The organism is Bacteroides sp. 51 (assembly GCF_010500965.1).
In the GTDB taxonomy this organism is placed as follows: Bacteria; Bacteroidota; Bacteroidia; order Bacteroidales; family Bacteroidaceae; genus Bacteroides.
Genome location: NZ_QVMI01000011.1, coordinates 67,765 through 90,342 on the forward strand (window position 1 = coordinate 67,765; position 22,578 = coordinate 90,342).

The 22,578-nt window shown below is 42.4% G+C and carries 22 protein-coding genes and 1 tRNA gene; 17 read left to right on the top strand and 6 right to left on the bottom strand.

Translation table 11 applies throughout. From position 1 onward, the window contains the following. Positions 1-25: 25 nt before the first annotated feature. The 6 genes from ilvB to D0T87_RS10425 all read left to right on the top strand — a co-directional run bounded on the left by ilvB (position 26) and on the right by D0T87_RS10425 (position 7,977). Positions 26-1,726, top strand: coding sequence for a biosynthetic-type acetolactate synthase large subunit (gene ilvB, locus D0T87_RS10400; RefSeq protein WP_163175062.1), 1,701 nt, complete (start codon positions 26-28; stop codon positions 1,724-1,726). A 148-nt stretch (positions 1,727-1,874) separates the two neighbouring features. After that, complete coding sequence (gene ilvN / locus D0T87_RS10405; RefSeq protein WP_163175063.1) at positions 1,875-2,435, top strand: acetolactate synthase small subunit; 561 nt, start codon at positions 1,875-1,877, stop codon at positions 2,433-2,435. Then, positions 2,432-3,178 carry an acyl-ACP thioesterase domain-containing protein gene (locus D0T87_RS10410; protein ID WP_163175157.1) on the top strand — a complete coding sequence of 249 codons (747 nt, stop codon included), beginning with the start codon at positions 2,432-2,434 and terminating at the stop codon, positions 3,176-3,178. The genes ilvN and D0T87_RS10410 overlap by 4 nt, the downstream gene beginning before the upstream one ends. A gap of 119 nt (positions 3,179-3,297) precedes the next feature. Further along, complete coding sequence (gene ilvC / locus D0T87_RS10415) at positions 3,298-4,344, top strand: ketol-acid reductoisomerase (protein WP_163175064.1); 1,047 nt, start codon at positions 3,298-3,300, stop codon at positions 4,342-4,344. Positions 4,345-4,819: 475 nt separating this feature from the next. Then, positions 4,820-7,147, top strand: coding sequence for a TonB-dependent receptor (locus D0T87_RS10420; RefSeq protein ID WP_163175065.1), 2,328 nt, complete (start codon positions 4,820-4,822; stop codon positions 7,145-7,147). Positions 7,148-7,158: 11 nt separating this feature from the next. Then, positions 7,159-7,977 (top strand): DUF4249 domain-containing protein, encoded by an 819-nt coding sequence (locus D0T87_RS10425; RefSeq protein WP_163175066.1) that lies wholly within the window; start codon positions 7,159-7,161, stop codon positions 7,975-7,977. A 51-nt stretch (positions 7,978-8,028) separates the two neighbouring features. Here the strand turns inward: D0T87_RS10425 and D0T87_RS10430 are convergent, their stop codons facing one another. Continuing rightward, positions 8,029-9,921, bottom strand: a complete 1,893-nt coding sequence (locus D0T87_RS10430) for an AAA domain-containing protein (RefSeq protein WP_370526835.1) — start codon at positions 9,919-9,921, stop codon at positions 8,029-8,031. A 171-nt stretch (positions 9,922-10,092) separates the two neighbouring features. On the opposite strand from D0T87_RS10430, the gene D0T87_RS10435 reads away from it, so the two are divergent. After that, entirely contained in the window at positions 10,093-10,962 is an 870-nt protein-coding gene (locus D0T87_RS10435; RefSeq protein ID WP_163175067.1) for a M48 family metallopeptidase, read from the top strand. Between the two features lie 176 nt (positions 10,963-11,138). Here the strand turns inward: D0T87_RS10435 and pfkA are convergent, their stop codons facing one another. From pfkA to cmk, 3 genes are all read right to left on the bottom strand, one after another. Then, positions 11,139-12,119, bottom strand: a complete 981-nt coding sequence (pfkA, locus tag D0T87_RS10440) for a 6-phosphofructokinase (protein ID WP_163175068.1) — start codon at positions 12,117-12,119, stop codon at positions 11,139-11,141. Positions 12,120-12,200: 81 nt separating this feature from the next. Continuing rightward, positions 12,201-13,070, bottom strand: a complete 870-nt coding sequence (locus tag D0T87_RS10445; RefSeq protein WP_163175159.1) for a 4-hydroxy-3-methylbut-2-enyl diphosphate reductase — start codon at positions 13,068-13,070, stop codon at positions 12,201-12,203. After that, on the bottom strand, positions 13,067-13,753 hold the full coding sequence (gene cmk / locus D0T87_RS10450; protein ID WP_163175069.1) for a (d)CMP kinase: 687 nt from the start codon (positions 13,751-13,753) through the stop codon (positions 13,067-13,069). The genes D0T87_RS10445 and cmk overlap by 4 nt, the downstream gene beginning before the upstream one ends. Positions 13,754-14,031: 278 nt before the next feature. On the opposite strand from cmk, the gene D0T87_RS10455 reads away from it, so the two are divergent. The 9 genes from D0T87_RS10455 to D0T87_RS10495 all read left to right on the top strand — a co-directional run bounded on the left by D0T87_RS10455 (position 14,032) and on the right by D0T87_RS10495 (position 19,933). After that, the gene (locus D0T87_RS10455; protein WP_163175070.1) at positions 14,032-14,715 is read left to right on the top strand and encodes an energy transducer TonB; all 684 of its coding nucleotides are present in this window, start codon (positions 14,032-14,034) and stop codon (positions 14,713-14,715) included. Between the two features lie 73 nt (positions 14,716-14,788). Then, entirely contained in the window at positions 14,789-15,763 is a 975-nt protein-coding gene (locus tag D0T87_RS10460) for a polyprenyl synthetase family protein (RefSeq protein WP_163175071.1), read from the top strand. Positions 15,764-15,783: 20 nt separating this feature from the next. After that, on the top strand, positions 15,784-16,494 hold the full coding sequence (locus D0T87_RS10465; RefSeq protein ID WP_163175072.1) for a hypothetical protein: 711 nt from the start codon (positions 15,784-15,786) through the stop codon (positions 16,492-16,494). Positions 16,495-16,496: 2 nt separating this feature from the next. Beyond that, positions 16,497-17,285 carry a TatD family hydrolase gene (locus D0T87_RS10470; protein WP_163175073.1) on the top strand — a complete coding sequence of 263 codons (789 nt, stop codon included), beginning with the start codon at positions 16,497-16,499 and terminating at the stop codon, positions 17,283-17,285. 156 nt (positions 17,286-17,441) lie between these two features. Continuing rightward, a tRNA-Ser gene (locus D0T87_RS10475) sits at positions 17,442-17,529 on the top strand. 73 nt (positions 17,530-17,602) lie between these two features. Continuing rightward, positions 17,603-18,370: a MotA/TolQ/ExbB proton channel family protein gene (locus D0T87_RS10480; RefSeq protein WP_163175074.1), complete on the top strand. Its 768-nt coding sequence runs from the start codon at positions 17,603-17,605 to the stop codon at positions 18,368-18,370. Between the two features lie 9 nt (positions 18,371-18,379). Beyond that, positions 18,380-18,850, top strand: a complete 471-nt coding sequence (locus D0T87_RS10485; RefSeq protein ID WP_163175075.1) for a hypothetical protein — start codon at positions 18,380-18,382, stop codon at positions 18,848-18,850. A 31-nt stretch (positions 18,851-18,881) separates the two neighbouring features. Beyond that, positions 18,882-19,469 (top strand): biopolymer transporter ExbD, encoded by a 588-nt coding sequence (locus D0T87_RS10490; protein WP_163175076.1) that lies wholly within the window; start codon positions 18,882-18,884, stop codon positions 19,467-19,469. Continuing rightward, positions 19,469-19,933, top strand: a complete 465-nt coding sequence (locus tag D0T87_RS10495; RefSeq protein WP_163175077.1) for a biopolymer transporter ExbD — start codon at positions 19,469-19,471, stop codon at positions 19,931-19,933. Before D0T87_RS10490 ends, D0T87_RS10495 begins: the two co-directional genes overlap by 1 nt. A 176-nt stretch (positions 19,934-20,109) precedes the next feature. Here D0T87_RS10495 and D0T87_RS10500 read toward each other — a convergent pair whose 3' ends face one another. Beyond that, positions 20,110-20,643 (bottom strand): GNAT family N-acetyltransferase, encoded by a 534-nt coding sequence (locus D0T87_RS10500; RefSeq protein WP_163175078.1) that lies wholly within the window; start codon positions 20,641-20,643, stop codon positions 20,110-20,112. A 13-nt stretch (positions 20,644-20,656) separates the two neighbouring features. After that, positions 20,657-21,913 carry an IgA Peptidase M64 gene (locus tag D0T87_RS10505; RefSeq protein ID WP_370526838.1) on the bottom strand — a complete coding sequence of 419 codons (1,257 nt, stop codon included), beginning with the start codon at positions 21,911-21,913 and terminating at the stop codon, positions 20,657-20,659. A gap of 188 nt (positions 21,914-22,101) precedes the next feature. On the opposite strand from D0T87_RS10505, the gene D0T87_RS10510 reads away from it, so the two are divergent. Beyond that, on the top strand, positions 22,102-22,575 hold the full coding sequence (locus D0T87_RS10510) for an Lrp/AsnC family transcriptional regulator (protein ID WP_163175080.1): 474 nt from the start codon (positions 22,102-22,104) through the stop codon (positions 22,573-22,575). Positions 22,576-22,578 lie beyond the last annotated feature (3 nt).

The following is a 22,578-nucleotide window of genomic DNA, read 5'->3' on the forward strand; positions in this document are numbered from 1 at the left end:
GACTAACTTAAATTGTAAATAGTAAATGGTAAATAGTAAATTAATTTCCGGTGCCGAAGCGTTAATACGATCATTAGAGCACCATGGAGTAAAGAATATATTTGGTTATCCGGGTGGTACCATTATGCCGACCTTTGATGTACTGTATGACCATTTAGACAAGATAAATCACGTTTTGGTTCGCCATGAACAAGGTGCGGCGCACGCTGCCGAAGGCTTTGCCCGTGTTTCGGGAGAGGTTGGGGTTTGTTTGGTGACAAGCGGACCAGGCGCAACAAATACCATAACAGGTATTGCCGATGCGATGATCGACAGTACACCTATCATTGTTATTTCTGGTCAGGTGCCGACTCCTTTCCTGGGTACCGACTTTTTCCAGGAAGTTGACCTGGTAGGTATTACTCAGCCTATTTCTAAATGGAGTTACCAGATTCAGCGTGCAGAAGATGTAGCCTGGGCCGTAGCCCGTGCATTTTATATTGCAAAGAGTGGCAGACCCGGTCCTGTTGTATTGGATTTTGCTAAGAATGCCCAGGTTGGAATGGTTGACTATGAACCTATGAAACTTGATTTCATCCGCAGTTATGATCCCGATCCTACTACGGACGAGGGTGCGCTGGAAACTGCTGCCAAACTGATCAATAGTGCCAAGAAACCACTGGTGCTTGTGGGGCAGGGTGTAGAACTAGGAAATGCACAAGAAGAACTTTGCCGTTTTGTGGAAAAAGCAGATCTTCCTTGCGGTTGTACATTGTTAGGTCTTTCGGCTTTCCCGACTGATCATCCGTTGAATAAAGGCATGTTGGGTATGCATGGTAATCTTGCTCCTAATGTAATGACCAACGAATGTGATGTACTGATCGCCGTAGGCATGCGTTTTGACGATCGTGTAACCGGAAAACTGGATACATACGCTAAGCAAGCTACGATTATACATATGGATATCGACCCTTCCGAGATCAACAAGAATGTTAAAGTTGATATTCCTTTGTTGGGCGATTGCAAGAGAACGCTGGCAAGCTTAACTGCACTTATACAGGAAAATAAGCATACGGAGTGGATAGATAGTTTTGCCGAATACGCTCGGAAAGAAGACGAACAGGTTATTCAGAAAGAAGTTTATCCTACAGAAGGTCCTCTGAATATGGGAGAGGTTATTCGTGCGGTAAGTGAGGCTACAAACAATGAGGCTATCCTGGTGACCGATGTGGGTCAGAACCAGATGATGTCTGCCCGTTATTTTAAGTTCACGAAGAATAGGAGCATTGTTTCTTCCGGAGGTCTGGGTACCATGGGATTTGGTCTGCCTGCGGCGGTCGGTGCCACATTTGGAGCCCCGGAACGTACCGTTTGCGCTTTTATGGGTGATGGCGGATTACAGATGAACATTCAGGAACTTGGTACCATTATGGAACAGAAAGCGCCGGTAAAAATTATTCTGTTGAACAATAATTTCCTGGGCAATGTACGCCAATGGCAAGCGATGTTCTTCGGAGGTCGTTATTCATTTACTCCGATGGAGAACCCCGATTATATGAAGATTGCAGAGGCTTATGGCATACCATCTATACGTGTAGAAAAGCGTGAAGACCTTCAGGCAGCTATTCAGGATATGTTGAAAACGGATGGTCCGTTTATGCTGGAAGCATGTGTAATTGAAGAAGGAAACGTATTGCCAATGACTCCTCCGGGAGGTTCGGTAAACCAAATGCTTTTAGAGTGCTAACTCATTTGTGATTTACTATTTACGATTGAAGTATCATTGTTAATTGATTATTGTAAATGAAGGAGTAATTCCAATCGTAAATCGTAAATAGTTAAATCGTAAATAGAAAAGTAATTCCAATCGTAAATCGTAAATAATTAAATTGTAAATGGAAAAGACTTTATATACATTAATCGTTCATTCAGAAAATATAGCTGGTTTGTTGAATCAGGTGACTGCGGTTTTTACCCGTCGCCAGCTTAATATTGAGAGTCTGAATGTCTCAGCTTCTTCTATCAAAGGAGTACATAAATACACCATTACTACCTGGGCCACAAGAGATATTATTGAGAAGGTAGTAAAACAGATTGAGCGGAAAATAGATGTGCTTCAAGCCCATTTCTTTACCGATGATGAGATTTATTTCCACGAGATTGCCCTTTATAAACTCTCTACGCCTGAGTTTCAGGATAGTCCGATGGCTTCGAAGATTATCCGTCGATATAATGCCCGTGTGGTAGAGGTAAATCCGGTATTTTCTATTGTTGAAAAGAATGGGATGAGCGAAGAGATTACTTCCATGTATAATGAATTGAAAGCGCAGAAATGTGTATTACAGTTTGTGCGTTCGGGCCGTGTAGCTATTACTACGAGCTGTTTCGAACGTGTAAACGAATACCTGACAATGCGCGAAGAGAAATATCTTCTGAGTAAAAAAGAACAAGTATAATGAAAGACAATAAAATCGGTACATACAACTTTGTTGCAGAGCCTTTTCATGTGGATTTCAATGGAAAGCTGACCTTGGGGCTGTTGGGAAATCACTTGCTGAATTGTGCAGGTTTCCACGCCACGGACCGCGGGTTTGGCATGTCTACCCTGAACGAAGAAAATTATACCTGGGTACTTTCCCGTCTGGCTATTGAGATGGACGATATGCCGAATCAATATGAAAAGTTTACCGTCCAGACTTGGGTGGAAAATGTATATCGCTTGTTTACCGACCGTAACTTTTCCATTATCAACAAAGATGGGATAAAGATTGGGTATGCCCGCTCCATCTGGGCTATGATCAATATGAACACCCGTAAACCGGCCGATTTGCTGAGCATGCATGGTGGAAGCATCGTTAATTATATTTGCGAAGGTGAAGATTGTCCGATTGAGAAACCTACACGAATCAAGGTTGATACCAAAGAAGTATCCGAGACGTTGGTTGCTAAATATAATGATATAGACATTAACGGTCATGTGAATAGCATTCGGTATATTGAGCATATTCTGGACCTTTTCCCGATTGAATATTATCAGGCTATGCGTATCTGCCGCTTCGAGATAGCTTATATTGCTGAAAGCTATTACGGCGATGAACTCAAGTTCTACAAAGAAGAAATCGGCGGGGGAGAGTTTAGCGTAGAGATCAGAAAAGGTGACGGCGAAGTGGTTTGCCGGGCTAAAGTAGTATGGATTTGATTTACAATTAGACGATTTACTATTTACGATTGAAATAACTTTGTAAATTATAAACTTTAATATAAACCAGAGTTTTTGAGTCTCAAAGACTTAAAAACTCAAAACTAAAGAACTTAAAAATGGCACAGATGAATTTTGGCGGTGTTGTAGAGAATGTAGTAACCCGCGAAGAATTTCCATTGGAAAAAGCACGTGAAGTATTGAAAGACGAAACCATTGCCGTGATCGGTTATGGTGTTCAGGGTCCCGGACAGGCGCTAAACCTTCGCGACAATGGCTTCAACGTAATTATTGGTCAACGTAAAGGTGGAAAAACCTGGGAAAAAGCCGTAGCAGACGGTTGGGTGCCCGGCGAAACCTTATTTGAGATAGAAGAAGCCTGCGAGCGTGGAACCATTATCCAATACTTGCTTTCGGATGCTGCTCAAATCGAAGTATGGCCTACAGTAAAAAAACACCTCACTCCGGGTAAAGCCCTATACTTCTCGCATGGTTTTGGTATTACTTACAAAGAACGTACCAACATCATTCCTCCTGCCGATGTAGACGTAATCCTGGTAGCTCCTAAAGGTTCGGGTACTTCATTGCGCACGATGTTCCTCGAAGGTCGCGGTTTGAACTCTTCTTACGCCATCTTCCAGGATGCAACGGGCAATGCTTTCAACCGTGTAGTGGCGTTGGGTATCGGTGTAGGTTCGGGTTATTTGTTCGAAACTACTTTCGAGCGCGAAGTATATTCCGACCTTACAGGCGAACGCGGTACGCTGATGGGAGCCATTCAGGGAATCCTGCTTGCTCAGTACGAAGTGTTGCGCGAAAACGGACATACTCCATCCGAAGCTTTCAACGAAACAGTAGAAGAACTGACCCAATCGTTGATGCCTTTGTTTGCTAAAAACGGTATGGACTGGATGTATGCAAACTGTTCGACTACCGCTCAACGTGGTGCTTTGGATTGGATGGGACCTTTCCACGATGCTTCAAAACCTGTATTCGAAAAGCTATATAATGAAGTGAAAATCGGTAACGAAGCACAACGCTCTATCGACACCAACTCTAAACCCGACTACCGTGAAGGTTTGGAAGCCGAACTGAAAGCGCTTCGCGAGAGCGAAATGTGGCAGGCTGGTGCAGTGGTTCGTAAGCTCCGCCCTGAAAATAACTAATCGTTATTCTAAGATAATGAGGCGTCTCTGTTGGCAGGGGCGCCTTCTTTTTTTTGCGCTATGTAGTTGCAACATATTGTAGAAGTTTTGCAGCGATTCTGAGAAAGTTTCTCAAGCCAAACGAGAAACTTTTATAATGCAACTGAGAAAGTACCTCAAGGCGGATGAGAAACTTTTGCAGTACGACTGAGAAAGTACCTCAAATCAAGTGAGAAACTTTTTTCTAAAAAAAGTCGTATAACTTTTGCAATTTTTCCAGCACATAATCGTCTATATAAACAGAAACCGGGGAAACCGTTTTGTTTTACGATATTTATAGTTTATCGCTTTTTCACACTATTTCGTATCATAATTCATTTGGTTAGTCTCATTTTTCTATATCGTATTGATTTATTATATACTTTTGCAACCAATAATAATTTGATCTTATATTTAAAAACTCCTTTATGATAAAGGGCCTAAACAAACTTCATTTATGACACTCGAAAAGCGATTTCGCTCCGCATTCATTTTCCTACTATGCTTTATTCCTATTGCAATCTCTGCACAGAATTATACTGTGACCGGTCAGGTTTCTGATGCCAAGACAGGTGAAACACTGATAGGAGTATCCATCTTTCCGGAGAGCCAGCCATTTTATGGGACTACTACGGATAGAAACGGAAAATATTCAATTACACTGTCAAAAGGCGAGTACACCCTCTTCTTTAACTACATGGGCTACGATGTCCAGAAAGTTAAGGTCGTGGTGACGGGCAACCTCAAAAGAAATGTCACCATGAACCAGGCATCCGTTCAATTGGCCGAAGTAGTGGTTACGTCCAAACGTGTAGATGCCAATGTTTCCGACGCTCAAACCGGAGTAACCCAAATGGAAGTACAACAACTCAACAAACTTCCGGTACTGATGGGCGAGCGCGACGTGATTAAATCTCTTGAACTGATGCCCGGCGTAAAGAGCGCAGGCGAGGGGAGTACCGGCTTCTTTGTCCGTGGAGGTACGGCCGACCAGAACCTGGTGATGCTGGATAACGTTTCCGTTTACAACGCCTCCCACCTGATGGGATTCTTCTCTACCTTCAACTCCGACGTACTGCGCGACGTGGCGCTCTACAAAGGACCGATCCCCGCTCAATACGGCGAACGCCTCTCCGCCATACTCGATGTGCAGCAACGCAATGGCGATATGCAAGACTACGGCGTGTCGGGTGGTATCGGACTGATCTCGTCTAAGATTAACGTTGAAGGCCCGATACAAAAAGGAAAATCATCTTTCCTGCTCGGAGCAAGACGCACTTATGCCGATGCCATCGCCCGTTTGTCGGGCATTGAAGATGCGCAGAATGCCTACCTTTACTTCTACGACCTGAATATGAAACTGTATTTTGCATTGTCCGATAAAGACCAGCTCTCGGTTTCCGGCTATCTGGGTCGCGACAAGATGGTACTGAAAGACGTAGCAGATATGGGTTGGGGAAACATGTTCCTGAATGCCAAGTGGACAAGGAATATGAATCCGAAATGGTTGTCGACCACCTCCCTGCAATACAACCAGTACTCCTATGGCTATGACGTAGAAATGGGAATGGACGAAACCGGAGATGCCAAAATCAACGACTATGGCTTCCGTCAGGAGTTTCAATACAAACCAAACATCAACAGCACCTGGAGAATGGGGCTTCAATCGACTTACCACGACATTGGTCCCGGCGATTTCAATACAAGTTCCGACGAGTCGACTGCCGTAAACCTGCATCACCGTTACTCATGGGAAAACGGATTGTACATCTCCAACCAGTTGAAACTGGGCGACCGTCTGGAAGTGCTTTATGGCTTGCGCCTGTCTGCCTTCTCGGCTATGGGAAAAGGAGAATATTACGAGATAGACGACAATCATGAAGTAGTAGACAGCGTGTGGCACAAATCGGGCAAGTTCGTGAAGACCTACTTCAACCTCGAACCCCGTCTCTCGGCCGTGTATAAATTCAACGACGTATCATCCGTGAAGGCATCTTATGCCCGGACCACACAGAATATGCACCTGCTGACGTATGTAAACAACGGTACCCCATTCGACCGTTGGACGTCAAGCTCCAATAACATTAAACCCCAGATAGCCGATCAGTTTACCGTAGGCTATTTCCGGAACTTCAAGGATAACACCTACGAATTCAGCATTGAAGCCTATTATAAAAACATGCGCAACCAGATAGACTTTAAAGATCATGCCGAATTCCAGGGATATGACGTAATAGATACCGAAGTGCGCATTGGTAAAGGGCGCGCCTATGGTATAGAATTCATGTTTAAGAAACGCGTAGGGCGCTTCAATGGTTGGTTGAGCTACACGCTGGCCAAATCAGAGAAGAAGATTGACGGCATAAACGAAAACCGTTGGTACAATGCCTATCAGGACCGTACGCATGACATCTCACTGGTGGGTATCTATGAACTGAACCGTAAATGGACCTTGTCGGCGGCATGGATATATTATACCGGAAATGCCATCACTTACCCCAGCGGTAAATACCAGATTGACGGAAAAGACGTCATGTACTATGCCGAACGCAACGGATATCGCGCACCGGCCTACCATCGCCTGGATTTGGGAGCAACATGTTTGTTGAAGAAAACCAAGAAGTTCGAATCCGAACTGGCATTCAGCTTGTATAATGCCTACGGCAGACGCAATGCCTATATGATTCAGTTTAAAACAAACGAAGACGATCCGAGCAAAACATCGGCCTATCGCTACGCCTTGTTTACGTATGTACCTTCTGTATCGTGGAACTTTAAATTTTAATCCTTTGTCTTATGAATAAGAAAACTATATTTACCCTGATTGCCGGATTAACAGCCCTGTTCTCTTTCTCCTCCTGCGAAGATATTATTGATGTTGACTTAAATTCGGTAGATCCGGAGTTGGTGATTGAAGGTACAGTCCGCATGGGAGCTGCTGCCGAAGTACTGATCACGAAGACCAAAGATTTCGGTGATTCCAATGACTACCCACCTATAACCGATGCGGTAGTCACCATCTCGGACGATGCGGGAAATACGGAAACCCTGCAATGTAATGCCGAGGGGCGCTACGTGGCAACAACCATCGTTGGAACAGAACGTACCACCTATTATCTATCTGTTAAATACGAAGATGTGGAATATACCGCAACCTCTTATATGCCTCCCCGGGTGGAAATCGAATCCCTGACTGTATGGAAGATGCCGATAATGGACTACGCCGTTCCGCAAGTTCATTTTATGGACCCTGTAGGAAAGGAAAATGAATATTATCGTTATGTATTGTACATAAACCATGAAAAGCCTCTGTTGAAAGACCGGCTTGAAGACCGGTTGATGTCTACAGAGTTCTCGGATGGTGTTAAGATTAGCCACCCCATATTTATTCGTTATGTGAATGGCGGTAGAGATGATGATCCTATTGAACAAGGCGATGTTGTTACCGTAGAAATGCAGTGCATAGATAGAGGCGTGTATAAGTACTTTGATACCTTATATAATATAGATGAAGGATTGGCTAACCCAACCAGCAACATCAAAGGCGGTGCGCTGGGATACTTTGGAGCTTATTCTTATACGTCTGCGGATCTTGAAATGCGGTGGGAAGACTAGGCGCGGCATGGTGCCGCAGCCGGGTTCTCCATGCGGACGATGCATGGTCTATTACATAGACTGCATATAATCAAACAGCTTTCTATAAAAGGGATGTTTTGTTAAAGTAGAAGCATCCCCCAGAATAACCAGTTTCATCCGTGCACGGGTAATGGCCACATTCATCCGGCGCAGGTCTGTAAGAAAACCAATGCTGCCTTCTTCATTGGCCCGCACAAGGCTGATAAAGATCACATCCCGCTCCTGTCCCTGAAATCCATCTATGGTATGAATGGTAATCAGGTGGCGGAATGGACGGAAGAAATTGTTGGTCCGTACCTTCTTGCGCAGGTATTGCACCTGCGCCTTATAAGGGGAGATCAGACCGAAATCAATTTGTTCGTTTAATATCCGGGTCTGGCCAATGCGCCCGATGTACTCCCGAAGCTGTTGCAACAACAGTTCTGCTTCTTCTTTATTAATACGCCCGAAACTTTCGCCGACAAACTCTTCATGGAAATCCAGATCGGCCGTATCTATCCAAACCATGGGCGTGTCGTAGTCGAGTATGCCCCGGTTGCGAATCTCCGGCGCTGCCTCCAGCATACCTTCATAGAACCAGTTGGAGGAAAACCGCATAATATCTTCATGCATCCGGTACTGTACCTTTAATAAGGTAACAGCAGTTGGCTTCCGGCTGGCAACCTTCTCTAACAATGTTTTGTCCAATCCTCCCCGGGCAGCGTCGATGCATTTTATGGTAGGAGGCAACTGCTGATGGTCGCCGGCGAATATCACCCGGTCTGCTTTGCGGATAGCAATCCAACAGGCTGCTTCCAGCGCTTGTGCTGCTTCATCAATAAAAAGGGTGGTGAAGTTACGCCCCATCAATATCCTGTGGTTGGAGCTGACCAGCGTAGATGCTATGACGCGGGCATTGGCAAACAGCTCTTCATTAATGCGTATCTCGAGTTCCGTAGCCCGGTCTTTTAGGCGACTCATCCGGCTTCTCATTCCCTCACGTTCCGAATAGCTTCCTTTTCGCATCCTGCCTGACATTTCGCGGATGGATTTGCGGATTCCCCACAACTCAGTGTAATCCGGATGGTTCTCAAATTGCCTTTCATAGGTAAACGAGAGCATTTTATCATTCACACGGGTCGGATTGCCAATTCGTAGTACGGAGACTCCACGGTCGACCAGCTTCTCCGAAATCCAGTCAACAGCTGTATTGCTTTGCGCACAAACAAGTACCTGGTTCTCGCGGTGTAATGTTTCGTAGATGGCTTCGACGAGAGTCGTTGTTTTGCCCGTTCCCGGAGGGCCATGCACTATGGCAACGTCTTTGGTACGCAGTACTTTGTTCACCGCTCCTTCCTGGGTGGAGTTTAGCCAGGGAAAACGTATAGGGAAAAGTTCGCGTTGGCGGGCTGGGAGAGTGCCAAGTAACGTATCCCGAAGTTCAGCGAGCCGATTTCCCTTTGCCCTTATCACATCGACCAGTGCTTCGAACATGGTACGATAACTTGTCTCGTCAAAATAAAGCTGTACTCCCAGATAGTCGGCAGTTTGTACATCGGCAAGAGCGTGGGCGTTAGGCATAACGATCACCATCCGGTCATCATCAACATAGCTAACCTGTGCCGTGAAGTTAAAGTAATGGAGTTTTCCTGTGGGATCTTGCCTGAAAAAGCATACCGGTTTGCCAAATTCGAAGTTATGCTCTATCTCTTTATCTTCTTTGCGTTCAACCTCAAAAGCAAGCTGGTTCAGTGAGTTGTAGAAACTTCTTCCGGGTTTTACCGGATACCAACAAAGGCCCCGTTTCACTTTTCTGCCTACTCCCATCGTTTCGGTTTGGCGTTGAAACTCTTCCTTCTCGTGTTCGTACTCCATACGCAACAGAAGTTGCTGTTGCTGTAAATCGTTAATAACTGAAAGATTATGCTTATTTTTGTGGTCCACGAGTGATAAAGATAAAATCCGGCAGCAAAGATAAACATTCCCGGTTTCTAATTCGTTATAAAACTGTTAGAAGTTGGTAGTCAGTAGCTGGTAGTTAAGTTTTATTTTTACCTTTACGAGAGTGCTCTCATTGACCTGACTACTAACTTCTAACTTCTTAAAAAGATAAATATGGAAAAGAAGAAATTATCATTTGCAACATTATTGTTGATTGCTCTATTGGCTGTTAATGGTTGCAGTACGGTAGCATTGACAGGAAGAAAGCAGCTTCATCTGGTTTCTGATGAAGAAGTACTGAGTTTGAGTAAACAAAGTTTTAGTGAATATATGGCAGAGGCTAAACCGTCAACTAATGCCGCACAAACGGCTATGGTTGTTCGGGTTGGGAAAAGAATAGCTGCTGCCGTAGAAGAATATTTAAGAACCAATGGAAGAGCCGATGATCTAAAACAATTTGCATGGGAGTTTCATTTGGTTCAGGATAAAGAACCCAATGCATTCTGCATGCCCGGAGGAAAGATTGTAGTGAATGAAGGTATTTTACCTTATACACAAACGGAAGAAGGACTTGCAATTGTACTTGGGCATGAAGTGGCCCATGCCGTAGCCAAACACTCCGCAGAGCGAATCAGCCAACAAATGCTGGTGAGTTATGGTGGTGTAGGACTGGGGCTGGGACTGTCACTAATGAAGAAATCGGAGGAGACTCAGGCTTTAGCGCAAACTGTTTATGGACTGGGTGCGCAAGTGGGAGTAATGCTTCCTTATTCACGCTTAAATGAAAGCGAAGCCGATCATATGGGACTCGTGTTTGCGGCAATGGCAGGGTATAATCCGGAGGCAGCTATTCCATTCTGGCAAAGAATGGCCGCACAAGGTGGCAGTGTTCCTGAGTTTTTAAGTACGCACCCCTCAGATAATACGCGTATCAAACGTTTACAGGAGTATATGCCCGAGGCATTGAAGTATTATAATAAATCGGGTGTAAGTACAGGTAGCAGCAGTAGTAGCAAACCTGGCGAGATACACTTTAATTTTTAAATAATTATGAGAAGATGACGCTCATCCTTAAAAAGGAGGGTGTGTCATAAGCCTTTCCCATCACGTCATTGCGAGGGTTTACCCGGGCGCCATCCAGCCAAAACTACAATCTGGATTGCTTCACTGCGTTCGCAATGATGTGACGAAATAGCCTTATGACACACCCTCCTAATAAATCAAATAGATAATGCTCTTAGTACATTTACAAGTTCGCGCTTAATAGGCTTATCGTTTTTGATGGCCTTTGAGAAAGGCACATATACGATCTCATCGTTCTCGATTCCTATCATAACGTTGCGTTGATCTTCCATTATAGCATCAATAGCCGCAGCACCCAGACGACTGGCAAGGATGCGGTCGTGAGCCGTTGGGCTACCACCACGTTGTAAGTGTCCCAAAATGGTTACACGTACATCATATTGTGGATATTCATTCTTTACACGTTCAGCATAGTGCATGGCACCTCCGGTTAGTTCACTTTCGGCTACGATCACGATACTACTGTTTTTCGATTTGCGGAATCCACTCTTGATAAACTCTTCCAGTTGGTCTACCTCGGTACTGAACTCGGGAATGATAGCAGCTTCGGCACCCGAAGCAATTGCTCCGTTCAATGCCAGGAATCCGGCATCACGTCCCATAACCTCTACGAAGAACAAACGATCGTGAGATGTTGCCGTATCGCGGATTTTATCCACAGCATCTAATATCGTATTCAATGCCGTATCATATCCAATAGTAGTATCTGTACCATACAGGTCATTATCAATCGTTCCGGGAAGTCCTATACAAGGAATATTATATTCTTGGGCAAATATACGGGCACCGGTCAACGAACCATCACCGCCGATAATGACAAGAGCGTCGATTCCATGTCGTTGCATGGCTTCATAAGCAATTTTACGTCCTTCCGGAGTGGTAAACTCTTTACAGCGTGCTGTTTTTAGAATCGTGCCTCCTAATTGAATGATATTACTTACGTTCTGGCTTTTAAACTCAACGATCTCATCGGTGATCAAGCCTCTATATCCTCTATATATGCCTTTTACTTGCAAACCATTATAGATAGCTGCACGTGTTACCGCACGAATAGCTGCGTTCATTCCGGGTGCGTCACCTCCGGATGTTAAGATTCCGACACATTTAACTATTCCCATGACAATCTTTTTTCTTAATAGTTTAAATTTGATGGTGCAAAGATAGTAAAAAGGGTGAGCGAAGAAACCGCATTAAAGTTTTTAAACTTTAGATTTAATATAATTGTAAACTTCTTCCATGAGCCATTTCGGTGTAGACGTAGCGCCACATACCCCAATTGAATTGACTCCTACTAATAAAGAGTTGTCTATATCCTCTTTACTTTCTATCAGGTGAGAGTTCGGGTTGATGTTCCGGCATTCGTCGAATAGCATTTTTCCGTTCGAACTCTTTTTTCCACTCACAAAAAAGATCAGGTCGTGTGTTGATGCGAACTTACGGATATTGGGTATGCGGTTAGCCACCTGGCGGCAAATCGTATCATAGTATTCGAATGTAGCCTGTGGAGAAATACGTTTTTTGATTTCTTCAATAATCGTAGCAAAACCATCCAGAGGCTTAGTGGTTTGCGAGTATAACCAGATGTTCTTACTGAAGTCCAGTTTGTTGATCTCATCAATGTTTTCAATGACAATGGCTTTACCTTCCGTTTGTCCAACCAGCCCTAAAACTTCGGCATGGCCTTTTTTGCCATAAATTGCAATCTGATCGTTCTCAGTTTGATTATCCAGATGTTCCTGTTTAATCCTTTTTTGAAGGCGCAGTACCACAGGGCATGTTGCATCGATGATTTCGATATTGTTCTTTCGGGCTGTTTCGTAAGTCTCGGGAGGCTCCCCATGTGCCCGGAGCAATACTTTGGCGTTGTGCAGTTCTTTGAATTTGTCGTGGTTAATCGTAATCAGGCCGAGTTCTTTCAAGCGTTCTACTTCACGGCTGTTATGCACAATATCACCCAGACAATAAAGTGTTTCTCCTTTTGCCAGTTCCTCTTCTGCTTTCTTTATCGCGTTGACTACACCAAAGCAGAAGCCCGAACCTTCGTCCATTTCAACCACAACTCTGGTCATTGCACGGCTTGCAAATATTGTTGCATGAGCCACTCCTTTTGCTGAGAGATGCTCATTGTACTGTTATCTAAAAGTATAGCATCATCTGCTTTACGAAGCGGACTGATTTCACGATTCTGGTCAATATAATCGCGCTCTTTTACGTTTTTGAGAATGTCTTCGTAGCTGGCATCTTGTCCTTTGGCCTTTAACTCTTCGTATCTACGCTCTGCCCGTGTTTCGGGGGAAGCAGTTACAAATATCTTCAATTCGGCATCAGGAAAGACGGTGGTACCGATGTCCCGGCCATCCATAACAATACCTTTGGTCTTACCCATTTCCTGTTGTTGGCGAACCATAGCTTCGCGAACAAAACCTAGAGTACTGATCGGGCTGACTTTAGAAGAAACATCCATGCTACGGATTTGGTTCTCCACATTCACATCATTCAGATAAGTATCCGGGCGTCCGGTTTCGGGGTTGAGTTGAAAAGATATATGTATGTCTTGTATCTGCTTTTCAAGATTCTCCGTATCGATATCTTCACCATTGAATAAGTTGTGCTCCATTGCATACAAGGTTACAGCCCGGTACATGGCGCCGCTATCAATGTAGATATAGCCGATTTCTTTGGCCAGGTCTTTTGCCATTGTACTTTTCCCGCTTGATGAAAATCCGTCGACTGCTATTGTTATTTTCTTCATGTTTTTTGTCCGATTTCAGTCTATTTTTAATTTTTCTATTAAAAAAACAGTCCAAAGATACGGTATTTTAAAATATCTAAGTTACATTTGCGGCATTAATCAAATGAATTGCACTTTATTCAAACCCAACAGAAAGAACCTTTTTATAGGGTTTGAAGAATTAAAAAATCAAAAATACCATGGGGTTAGTGCAAAAAAAAACGAGTAATCGGAAGGATTACTTGAAATTGTACTATATTTGCCCAAAATGAGGAACACGTTAAAAATTATATTATATTATGGAAGTTAAAAAATCACCTAAGGCAGATCTCGAAGGCAAAAAGTCAACGTGGATGTTGATTGGCTACGTGATCGTGCTTGCTTTTATGTTTGTTGCGTTCGAATGGACAGAGCGTGATAAAGTGATTGATACAAGTCAGGCTTTGGTCGACGTTGTATTTGAAGAAGAAATTATTCCTATTACACAACAGGAAAACACTCCGCCTCCTCCACCACCAGAAGTTCCTTCTGTAGCTGAGGTACTTGAGATCGTGGATGACAAAGCTGATGTACAGGAAACTGCTATTGCATCTACCGAAGATGTCGGTGAGAAAGTAGAAGTAAAATACGTTCCTGTTGTTGTAGAAGAAGAAGAACCGGAAGAACAAACTATCTTTGAAGTTGTAGAAAACATGCCTGAATTCCCAGGTGGTAACGCAGCTTTGATGCAGTTCCTTTCTAAAAATATCAAATATCCTACTATTGCACAGGAAAACGGAACACAAGGTCGTGTAATCGTACAGTTCGTTGTAAACAGAGACGGTTCTGTAGTTGACCCTGTGGTTGTGCGCAGTGTAGACCCATATCTTGATAAAGAAGCTCTCCGTGTAATCGGCCAGATGCCTAAGTGGAAACCTGGTATGCAGAGAGGTAAGGCAGTACGTGTGAAATACACGGTGCCTGTAATGTTCAGACTACAGTAATAGTATTATACAGGTGAAAAAAGGTTGCTTACGGCAGCCTTTTTTCATAATATCCTTATTTGAATCTAAAGAAATGCATACGGCCAACCAAATACTTGATAAAATAAACGCCTACATATCCGGCTTATCCCTCATACACGCTCCGGAAGGATTGTATACTCCAATAGATTATGTCTTATCTATGGGGGGGAAACGTATTCGCCCGGTACTTATGTTGATGGCGTATAACTTGTATAAAGACGATGTGTCTGCTGCATTGGCCCCGGCTACAGGAATAGAAATGTATCACAATTACACACTTCTTCACGATGATTTGATGGATAGAGCCGACATGCGTCGGGGAAAGAAGACAGTTCACAAAGTGTGGAATGATAATACAGCTATTTTATCAGGCGATGCGATGTTGGTGTTAGCATACCAATATGTAGCTGAAGCCCCGTTATCTAGTTTAAAGGAAATGTTGGACTTGTTCAGCGTTACTGCTTTGGAAATCTGTGAAGGGCAGCAATATGATGTTGATTTTGAACAACGGGATGATGTAGCCGAACAAGATTATCTGGAAATGATCCGTCTGAAAACAGCAGTTTTACTTGCCGCAAGTCTGAAAATGGGAGCCATACAAGGCGGGGCATCCGGGCAAGATGCTGATTTATTGTACGACTTTGGAATAAATATCGGTTTGGCTTTTCAACTCAAAGACGATTTTCTGGATGTATATGGAGATCCGGCTATCTTTGGGAAGAATATTGGTGGTGATATCTTGTGTAACAAGAAAACCTATATGATGATCAAAACCATGGAACTGGCTAATGGTCAACAGAAAGCCGAATTGAATAAATGGATGCAAACACAAACCTTTAATCCGGAGGAAAAAATCTCAGCAGTTATAGAAATATATAACGAAGTGGGGATTAAAGAACTCTGTGAAAATAAAATGCGCGAATACTACAACAGTGCAATGCGCAGTTTAGATAAAGTATCAGTAGAAAAAGAGACGAAAAACGAATTAATAAACTTGGTACATGAACTGATGTACCGTGAAAACTAGAGTATAAACAAGAAATATCTATGCCTTATAGACGATTACCTAATACTGATCTGGCCAGGGTTAGAGCCTTGAAGTCAGCTGTGGAAAGGTGCGATAAATATAATGTGTATGATTTGGCTATTTCTTTAAAGACACTAACCGAAGCAAAGAATTTCCTGCTTCGTTTTGAAGGCGCACAAGCATATTATAAACAGTGTTACGATAACCAATCAAGAGCCAGCCGTAAACATCAGGCAAATGTAAAAATGGCTCGACTATTTATTTCGCATTTTATTCAAGTGTTAAATATGGCAGTTCTCCGAGCGGAGATAAAAAAGTCACATAAAGAATTATATGACTTGCCTGTTGATAACTTTAACGTACCCGATTTGACCAGTGAAGCTGCAATTGCGGAGTGGGGAGCTAAGATAATCGAAGGGGAGCGAAAAAGGCAGGCCGCCGGTGGTGGTGCGCCAATCTATAATCCTACGATTGCCAAAGTAAAAGTACATTATGATATTTTTATGGAGGGATATGTCAGGCAAAAAGAACTTCAGACGATTACGGGACGTAGTCTTGAGGGGCTTGCCGCTATGCGTGATACGGCCGATGAAATCATTCTGGATATCTGGAATCAGGTGGAAAAGAAATTTGAAGAGGTGCAACCCAATGAAAAGCGATTAGATATGTGTCGTGAATATGGGGTTGTTTACTACTATCGTTCAAACGAGAAACCGGAGGATGCTTTTTGAACATGAATTTAATAGATACTCATTCTCATATTTATTCAGAGGAATTTGATGACGATTTACCTGAAGTCATTGAACGTGCGCGTTTAGCTGGCGTTACCCGGATATATCTTCCTAATGTAGATAGTACTACTTTGGAACGCATGTTGAGAGTATGTCGTGATTATAAAGGTTATTGTTATCCAATGATCGGTCTGCACCCGACATCTGTTAATGAAAACTACGAGAAAGAGTTAGCTATTGTAGAACAGCAACTTGCTGCTTCTGATGAATACGTTGCTGTAGGTGAAGTGGGAATAGATCTTTATTGGGATAAAACCTTTCTGAAAGAACAAATCTATGCTTTTGATCTCCAGATACAGTGGGCATTGAAATATGATCTGCCTTTGGTCATCCATAGTCGTGATGCCTTTGAACAGATTAACGAAGTGATGCGGCCCTATAAGGATTCTTCATTGAGAGGCATATTTCATAGTTTTACAGGTACAGTGAAAGAAGCTGAACTTTTGTTGGAATATGATAAGTTTCTCTTGGGTATTAACGGAGTGGTAACCTTTAAAAACTCCGTTCTTCCGGAAACATTGAAGTCTGTTTCCCTTGAACGTATTGTGTTGGAAACTGATGCCCCTTATCTTACTCCTGTGCCCTATCGGGGGAAAAGGAATGAAAGCGCACATTTGAAATATACGCTGATGAAAGTGGCCGATATATATATGCAATCGCCCGAATTCATCGCGGAACAGACATCGGCGAATGTTTTAAAAGTGTTTGGATTACCCCGAAAACAGGGATAAAGGTTTTAAAGTTTATTAATTTTGCCGATTAAATGGGCAGAAAAAAGAGATAATTCTAGAGAAGAAGAAAAAAAAGGATACATTTGTAGCTGAAATCGCTTGCGGTTCGCATTTTTTTTGTAATTTGCGCCCGTTTTAGAGAGGATTTGAAATATTGGAGAGATGCTCGAGTGGTTGAAGAGGCACGCCTGGAAAGCGTGTATACGCCTAAAGCGTATCGCGGGTTCGAATCCCGCTTTCTCCGCGGTAAATAAAGAAACGAATAAATTTATAAGTATATAATAATCAATTAATTAATCTTAAAAATTAGACACACAATGAAAAAGTTATTTGCAATTGTTGCTGTGATGGGAGTCCTAGCTTTTGGATCAACTCAACTTGCTCAGGCTCAGGATGCTCCTGCTGCGCAAACAGAACAAACTTCAGCGATTGATGGAACCGAAGGTGGTATCCACAAAGAAATTAAAATCAAATTTATCGAAGGTACTGCATCATTCATGAGCTTGGTAGCCATTGCATTGGTTGTAGGTTTGGCTTTCTGTATTGAGAGAATTATTTATTTAAGTTTAGCCGAAGTAAATACTAAGAAATTTGTTGCCGGCGTTGAAGCTGCCCTTGAAAAAGGAGATGTGGAAGCTGCAAAAGATTTGGCTCGTAATACCAGAGGACCAGTAGCTTCGATCTACTATCAAGGTCTGTTGAGAATTGATCAAGGTATTGACGTAGTAGAAAAATCAGTAGCTTCTTATGGTGGTGTTCAGGCTGGTTACCTTGAAAAAGGATGTTCTTGGATTACACTGTTTATCGCGATGTCTCCATCATTAGGGTTCTTGGGTACTGTAATCGGTATGGTTATGGCGTTCGACAAAATCCAACAAGTAGGTGATATCTCTCCAACAGTAGTAGCAGGTGGTATGAAAGTGGCTTTGATCACAACAATCTTCGGTCTTGTTGCTGCTTTGATTCTTCAGTTGTTCTATAACTATATCCTTTCTAAAATTGAGGCTCTTACAAGCGAAATGGAAGATTCTTCTGTTACTTTGCTTGACATGGTGATTAAATACAACTTGAAATACCAAAAATAAAATATCACAATGAGTAAATTATCATATAGAGTATCATACTACGTATTATATGCACTGTTTGCTGTAATTGTCGTAGTTTTGGGCTTATTCTACTTCGGAGGAGATGGAGAACCACTCGGGCCGGAATTGATGCAAAATCCGATCTATACAGATGCATTGCTATATCTGATGTATGGTTTGTTAGGTCTTACTATAGTGCTAACAGTTGGTGCTTTTATTGTACAGTTTGGCGGGGCATTGAAAGATAATCCAATGGCTGCAATAAAGTCATTATTAGGAGTTGTTCTGTTAGTTATAGTTATGGTTGTAGCTTGGTCAATGGGTAGTGAGGAAACTCTCGTTCTGCAAGGCTATGATGGAAATGAGAACGTACCTTTCTGGTTAAAACTATCAGATATGTTCCTTTATACCCTATACTTCCTTATTGCTGCTTGTATAGTAGCTATATTGGGAAGTAGCATTAAAAAGGCACTTCAATAAAAGAAATAATTCTATTTAAAACTAGAATATAATGGCAAAAGGAAAAAGAGAAGTTCCTGGTATTAATTCGAGTTCTACGGCCGATATTGCTTTTATCATTCTTATCTTCTTTTTGGTAACCACATCTATGGATACCGACAGAGGGTTGGCTAGACAGCTTCCTCCTCCACCAGAAAATAAGGATATTGAAAACATCATCGTAAAGGAAAGAAACGTTCTTGTTGTTCTGTTGAATGCCCAAGATCAATTGATGGCAGGAAAAGAATATGTGAAGGTTTCTGATTTACGTAAGATGGCTAAAGATTTTATTGCTAATCCGTATAATGATGAGAAATTACCAGAAAAGAAAGCGAAAGATGTTCCTTTCTTTGGTAATACCATGGTAACGGAAAATCATGTGATATCTTTGCAGAATGACCGTGGTACAACATATCAGGCATATATAAATGTTCAGAATGAGTTGGTAGCTGCTTATAATGAGTTAAGAAATGAACTGGCTCAGGAAAAATGGCAGAAAGATTACGAAGCTTTGGACGAAGAACAGAAAAAGGCAATTCGTATGATCTATCCTCAGAAGATATCTGAAGCAGAACCTAAAAACTACGGAGGAAAGAAGTAATGGGAAAATTTAATAAAACGGGTAAACGTGGAATGCCTGAATTGAACACTTCTTCTTTGCCTGACCTTATTTTTACGCTGTTGTTCTTCTTTATGATTGTAACAACTATGCGTGAAGTAACATTGAAGGTTGAGTTTAAGGTTCCTCAGGGTACAGAACTTGAAAAACTGGAAAAGAAATCGTTGGTAACTTTCATTTATGTAGGTAAACCAGGCGAAGAATTTCGTAAGAAAATGGGTTCTGAAAGCCGTATTCAGTTGAATGATGCATTCGCAGAAGTTGCAGAAATTCAGGACTTCATTACTCAGGAAAGATTAAGTATGAAAGAAGAGGATCAGCCATTTATGACTGTATCACTTAAGATTGACCAGGATACCAAAATGGGTATTGTGACCGATATTAAGCAAGCTCTTCGTTTAGCGTACGCACTGAAAATCAACTACTCTGCGCAACCGCGTCAGTAAGAGTTGAATTAAAATAAAAAGAGAAGGTATCTACTTTGGTGGATACCTTCTTTTTTTATGTTTAACAAGCCAACTTTCTACGTTAACGCGGCTACCTGCCATGTTAAGCACCACTAGTCGTGGTGTTAAGCCCCGAAGTTGACGTGTTAACGTAGAAAGTTGGTGTGTTAAATAGTTTATTTTATGTTGTATACAACCCGGTGTAGTTGTGCCTTTACCATCTCAAAATCCGTATCAGGACTCAAGTCACCATGTACCATTATGTACATTGGAAGTTCATTAGATCCGGCTTTATAAGGTGGTTGAAAGTATTCTTTATCCCAGAGTGTGTATCCTTGTCTTTGATAGAAGTTAATCCGGCGTTGTGCCATTTCCTCTGTAGGGTGTTCAACTTCCAATACAATGGGTTTTTCCAGTAAGCTGGCCAGGTAGTCTAATAGTTTGCGACCATAGCCACCGTTGCGCTGGTCGGGGTCAATGGCGAAATGTTCTATATAATAGAATTTACCCAAGTCCCAGTACGTAACAAGTCCAACGGGGGTGCTATCATCGAGGATGATGTTGCAATAAAAACTGGGGTGGGTATCGGTGTATTCCCTTAATTCATTCAGGTCCCGATACTCATCTACCGGAAAAGAGGTGGTGAGTAGTTGTTCCATGTAGTCGTAGTGCTGGCTGTCTCCAGTGGTAATACATTGAATTCCAATCATAATTAGTTCTCTTTTATTCTGTATAAAAATTAATAATTCGTGTAATTGCCCGTTGACATACCGGACAAAATGCAGGATATTCGTTTGTACGCATCCTGCAATTATCTGCCGGGCGATAAATTCCTTTAGCGGCATATCCACCTCCTTCGTAAACTCCAACCGGATATTTATCCTTCTCGGCCGGTGGGGTAGGATGGGGTGTACCTTTTTTAAGCATGTCTTTCCATTTGGTTTCAAAGCTAACAAGCATAGTAATATTTTGTTCCCAGGGTTCGATATGTAGTGGATACATATCACTCATGATATCTTGGTCGTAAAAATATTCATCTCCCAGCCCACCGAAGCTGTGCCCGAATTCGTGTACTACGACGGGGCGAAACATGGGGTGATGTGCAGTAGTCAGGGTGAAAGCATTATAGATTCCTCCACCACCGTATTGTTCTGTATTGGCAAGGATGATGATATGTTCATAGGGGATTCCGGCGAGTGCATCGTGTATGGATTTAACGCGACTTGTCGTTAGGTACCTCTCTGAGTAAAATGTGTCGAAATGAGAGCTGAATGCTGTATTCTTCCATAACTGCTGGTGAGGAATGCTGACTCCGCTATCTATGGAGGGGCTGGCTACTGCAATTACATTAAATTTATCTTTCATCGACTGAAAAGGCTCGTGATTAAAGATGCTTTCGCATGCTATTTGTGCATCTTTGTGGAAAACAGCCATTTCTTCTTCTGTATATCCTTCGGCCAGTATAACGACGTCTATTGTCTGGTCTGAACTGCCGTTTTGTATTAAGTACTTATGAGGTGTGATATGAGTAGTCCCTTTTTGGTGGATCAATATGTCGTCTGGTTTAACGATATGTTTTAAGTTTGCCACTTCTTTACGGTTCATATCAAATAAAACCACTTCAATTTCTATTGGTTGAATAGGGTAGGGCAACAGAAATGTATTCTCAAAAGCTTTAGATGCTGTGTGCGCTTCATCTGTAGACAGCCACTCCTGAAAAAGAGAAGAGAAAGATGTTTTGTATATGCACTCCTGGCTGTTGAGGTCTTTCACCCTGATCTGGCCATTCCCTTCCAAAGGAATCTCAGATAAATGATGTTTTCGACCTGCCCAGGATGGCAGACTCGACAAACCGTCAAGGTATATACTCTGGTGCCCGGCATTTCCGGTAAATATGTAATCTACGCGAAGCGTTTTGTCTATAAAGTACTCCGAGAATTTCTGTGCTTTTCCCTGATACACGGAAAGGCCGATTATCATGATAAGTGCTAGTGTTCTCATATGGGTTTTGTTTGGGATTTATACAAAGGTAGTAACTTTATGCAGTGATTATTCAGATTTCCTCTATAAAAAGTAATAAATTGTAGTTTGGGATGACTAAATTTTATCTAACTTTGTACTATTAACGCAGAGCTTTGAGCTTTTTAATATTTACTAAAAACATAAATATGGGACATCATCAACTGGATGGATTAGACGAACAAATACTAAGGATGATTGCAGAAAATGCACGTATTCCTTTTCTGGAAGTTGCCAGGGCTTGTAATGTATCGGGTGCAGCCATTCATCAGCGCATACAGAAACTAACAAATCTGGGTATTCTGAAAGGTTCGGAATATGTTCTTGACCCGGTAAAGATAGGTTATGAGACGTGTGCATATATCGGTATCAATCTCAAAGATCCTGAGTCTTTTCAGAAAGTAATGAAGGCTTTGGAAAAGATACCGGAAGTTGTGGAGTGCCATTTTACTACCGGTAAATATGATATGTTTATTAAGATATATGCCAAGAATAACCGTCATTTGCTAAGCATCATCCACGACAAGCTACAGCCGCTGGGATTGGCGCGTACTGAAACTCTGATATCGTTCAATGAGGCGATCAAGAGGCAAATGCCGATTATGGTTGATGTAGAAGAATGATCG

Bases quoted from the DNA above. Each gene is read 5' to 3' on its own strand.
- ilvB (WP_163175062.1), top strand. From the start codon at position 26: ATGGTAAATAGTAAATTAATTTCCGGTGCCGAAGCGTTAATACGATCA.
- ilvN (WP_163175063.1), top strand. From the start codon at position 1,875: ATGGAAAAGACTTTATATACATTAATCGTTCATTCAGAAAATATAGCT.
- ilvC (WP_163175064.1), top strand. From the start codon at position 3,298: ATGGCACAGATGAATTTTGGCGGTGTTGTAGAGAATGTAGTAACCCGC.
- D0T87_RS10420 (WP_163175065.1), top strand. From the start codon at position 4,820: ATGACACTCGAAAAGCGATTTCGCTCCGCATTCATTTTCCTACTATGC.
- D0T87_RS10425 (WP_163175066.1), top strand. From the start codon at position 7,159: ATGAATAAGAAAACTATATTTACCCTGATTGCCGGATTAACAGCCCTG.
- D0T87_RS10435 (WP_163175067.1), top strand. From the start codon at position 10,093: ATGGAAAAGAAGAAATTATCATTTGCAACATTATTGTTGATTGCTCTA.
- pfkA (WP_163175068.1), bottom strand. From the start codon at position 12,119: ATGGGAATAGTTAAATGTGTCGGAATCTTAACATCCGGAGGTGACGCA.
- D0T87_RS10445 (WP_163175159.1), bottom strand. From the start codon at position 13,070: ATGACCAGAGTTGTGGTTGAAATGGACGAAGGTTCGGGCTTCTGCTTT.
- cmk (WP_163175069.1), bottom strand. From the start codon at position 13,753: ATGAAGAAAATAACAATAGCAGTCGACGGATTTTCATCAAGCGGGAAA.
- D0T87_RS10455 (WP_163175070.1), top strand. From the start codon at position 14,032: ATGGAAGTTAAAAAATCACCTAAGGCAGATCTCGAAGGCAAAAAGTCA.
- D0T87_RS10460 (WP_163175071.1), top strand. From the start codon at position 14,789: ATGCATACGGCCAACCAAATACTTGATAAAATAAACGCCTACATATCC.
- D0T87_RS10465 (WP_163175072.1), top strand. From the start codon at position 15,784: ATGCCTTATAGACGATTACCTAATACTGATCTGGCCAGGGTTAGAGCC.
- D0T87_RS10470 (WP_163175073.1), top strand. From the start codon at position 16,497: ATGAATTTAATAGATACTCATTCTCATATTTATTCAGAGGAATTTGAT.
- D0T87_RS10480 (WP_163175074.1), top strand. From the start codon at position 17,603: ATGAAAAAGTTATTTGCAATTGTTGCTGTGATGGGAGTCCTAGCTTTT.
- D0T87_RS10485 (WP_163175075.1), top strand. From the start codon at position 18,380: ATGAGTAAATTATCATATAGAGTATCATACTACGTATTATATGCACTG.
- D0T87_RS10490 (WP_163175076.1), top strand. From the start codon at position 18,882: ATGGCAAAAGGAAAAAGAGAAGTTCCTGGTATTAATTCGAGTTCTACG.
- D0T87_RS10495 (WP_163175077.1), top strand. From the start codon at position 19,469: ATGGGAAAATTTAATAAAACGGGTAAACGTGGAATGCCTGAATTGAAC.
- D0T87_RS10500 (WP_163175078.1), bottom strand. From the start codon at position 20,643: ATGATTGGAATTCAATGTATTACCACTGGAGACAGCCAGCACTACGAC.
- D0T87_RS10505 (WP_370526838.1), bottom strand. From the start codon at position 21,913: ATGATAATCGGCCTTTCCGTGTATCAGGGAAAAGCACAGAAATTCTCG.
- D0T87_RS10510 (WP_163175080.1), top strand. From the start codon at position 22,102: ATGGGACATCATCAACTGGATGGATTAGACGAACAAATACTAAGGATG.